Below are 2,598 nucleotides of genomic sequence, written 5' to 3'. Positions count from 1 at the left end.
GGACACCCCTGTTCTCGTCAGGTATCCGCTACACGATGACCAGAACGACGATCGCGACTCGTGGCCGTGGCTACCAGGCACAGTCCAGGGTCAATGCGGTCCCGCCGAGTGGCGGGTCGTTGTCGAGGTGCCCGCTCTGGCTATACCTGACCGCAGCGTGCCCAACGGCGATGCCCCAGAGAACCTGCTCTACCCCGCTTGCTTCCGCGATGCGACCGAGATTCGCCCCGTCGGCCTGCATGTCTGGGAGCGTGCACGAAACGAGGTTGAGTTCGGCTGATCTCGCCATGCAGGCCACCACCGCCCGTCGGTGGTGGCCTGTTCTTTGGCCAACTCCGTGCTTCGAGGCCCTCCAGTGCTCCCGACGAGCTATCACTACGTACGAACGACCGAATGGTCATCTGCGGCGCTCGCGTGGCTGAAGCATGCCCGAGGTGGCACAGAATCAGAGCAACGCAATCTGTCGTTGGGGAGGCTTTGAGCGCGAGCCATTCGCGATCTCGCCTGGAACCACCGACGCGTCGGGAACACGCCATGTGCAGCTCGGTCACCACTGACTCAACGCAACTGGCGTCGATTCCGATCATATCGCCGAGTGCCCTAAGGGCTGCCTGCTTTGTGATCTGCATCACACTTCGACGCTGAGCAGCAAGCGCCATGGTGACGGGTCTGGCTGTCCGTCCACCTGCTAGAACACCGGCCATATCGGAAACTATGACCATCGCCTTCAAGAGCAGCCTGGGGGGCGACCTAACAACCAGGTGTTGACGCGAGATAGGCGGTTGATCTATATCTCTTAAAGGAATTGACCACAACATGATTCAGGCAGTAAACCCGCAAGTGCCCCCAGGGTGCCAGCTATACAGCCCGACCTGTGACATATCTTGTGCCTCGGAAGCCGAGTTCACAGAAAGCAAGCTTGCTCCTTGAGGAGGATCTGTTCATGTCAAAGTGGTTCCGTACCAGTATAATCGTCGCCATAATTCTCGCCTTATTAGGCGTCGCGCCTGCCCACGCATCGACGTCTCAAAACAGTACGGATGACGCCGTCCTAATAGGTGTAGTGCAGAAATACCTGCAGGACCGCGCGCAGAGGCTCACAGCCTCCTCGACCATCCAAGGACAAAGCGCACTTACAAGCGCCCCTGTCAGCTCCGCACTGGCAGAACGGCTGAGGGCCGACGCCCAAGCAATCGATGACCGCAGAACTCTGCTGCGCTCCGTCAACGGAGGGCATAAACGCGCCGAAGTCTCCATCGCTAACGCACAAGTGGTGCATGGTGACGACAAGGCTGCAGTGGCGCTCACAGAGCACACCAAGCTGTACTTCGCGCGTGTGCTCTCTGGGGGACCCCAGGCTGAGGAGTACCAGCTGCGGCATAGTTTTGAGCTGGTAAACAAGGCTGGCCACTGGGAGTTGGCGGACGCGATCCCCCAACTATCCATCGATGGGATTCCGCCAGACACATATCCACAGACCCCGGCTCCAGCAGCGCGCCCCTCAGAAGCACCGAAGGGTGCAAGTAGCGTAGAGCAACCGAAAACTGCCGTACGAGTTGACAAGCTCGCACCGGGATACAGGTCACCCAACAATGCGCTGAACTATGACTACGAAGCCATGATCACATACGCCTATCGCCATTGGAGCACTTACAATACTGATTATCGCACATACGGTGGTCAGGGCGGCGACTGCACGAACTTTATCTCGCAGATCATGATTGCCGGCGGATGGGAAACGGCAGGCGCATATCCCGTCAGCGATCGAACTCACCCGAGCAATTGGTGGTACAATTCTCTCGGAACGTTCGCAACTACGTACACCTGGGCTGCGGCGCATAACTGGATGCAGTTTGCTAGAACTCACTCTGGACGCGTAGCCGCTCTCTCGCATGTCCGGGATATGGCTATCGCGGATGTTCTTCAGGTCGACACGGACAGCGACGGCAACATTAGTCACTCGATGTTCGTTACGGATGTCGGGCTGGGTGGTGACGGTGAGGTTGACGAGCAGTATATGACGTATCACTCCAACGATACGAAGGACAAACCTCTTACCAGCGTAATCGCTGCGTACCCTAATGGGACATGGTACGCCCACAGAACGTAGACTCTAGAGTATGACCAGGATGCGACGTGGCACCCGGCTGGCGATCACTATGATCCTAGTCGGGTGCTTGTCTTTAACTGCTGCATGCACAACGACACAGCCAGCCGCGGAAAGGGGCGCACCCAGCGCGCAAGGCGCCATCGAAAGATACATCGACGGCCTAAATCGCACCGATCACAAGGCGATCGCTCGGCTGATTCCCCCGAATAACGAAGCCACAACCGAAATAGAGCAGCTACTCCGTACTGATGGCGGTAAGGCTATCAAACTCACATCAGTGGATATTCGGAGCGAGATCTCGCCCAAGTATGCTAGGGTCTTCATTTCCGGGGTGTGGGCGGATGGTCTTTTTAACGACACTGTTGATGTGTCGAAGGACTCTGATCGCTGGTACATCGTACTTGGCAGAAATCCCAACCTGCCCATGGGGCAGACGACAGCGTCTACTGAGCGCCCTTAGGCGGAGCGGCTGAGTCTTTTGCCCGGCA

At 57.7% G+C, this 2,598-nt stretch carries 2 protein-coding genes; both read left to right on the top strand.

Translation table 11 applies throughout. The features are described 5' to 3' along the window. Positions 1 to 280 (top strand): hypothetical protein (locus AB0I79_RS63225; protein ID WP_357896351.1); only part of this gene is annotated, 280 nt, incomplete at its 5' end. Positions 281 to 943: 663 nt separating this feature from the next. Continuing rightward, on the top strand, positions 944 to 2,110 hold the full coding sequence (locus tag AB0I79_RS63220; protein ID WP_357896348.1) for an amidase domain-containing protein: 1,167 nt from the start codon (positions 944 to 946) through the stop codon (positions 2,108 to 2,110). The last annotated feature ends 488 nt before the right edge of the window (positions 2,111 to 2,598 follow it).

The organism is Nonomuraea sp. NPDC050202 (genome assembly GCF_040656115.1).
In the GTDB taxonomy this organism is placed as follows: domain Bacteria; phylum Actinomycetota; class Actinomycetes; order Streptosporangiales; family Streptosporangiaceae; genus Nonomuraea.
The sequence above is the reverse complement of the archived record's forward strand: the minus strand, read 5'-3'. Positions and strand labels throughout refer to the sequence as shown.

Coding starts and splice junctions, on each gene's coding strand:
- AB0I79_RS63220 (WP_357896348.1), top strand. CDS start 944: ATGTCAAAGTGGTTCCGTACCAGTATAATCGTCGCCATAATTCTCGCC.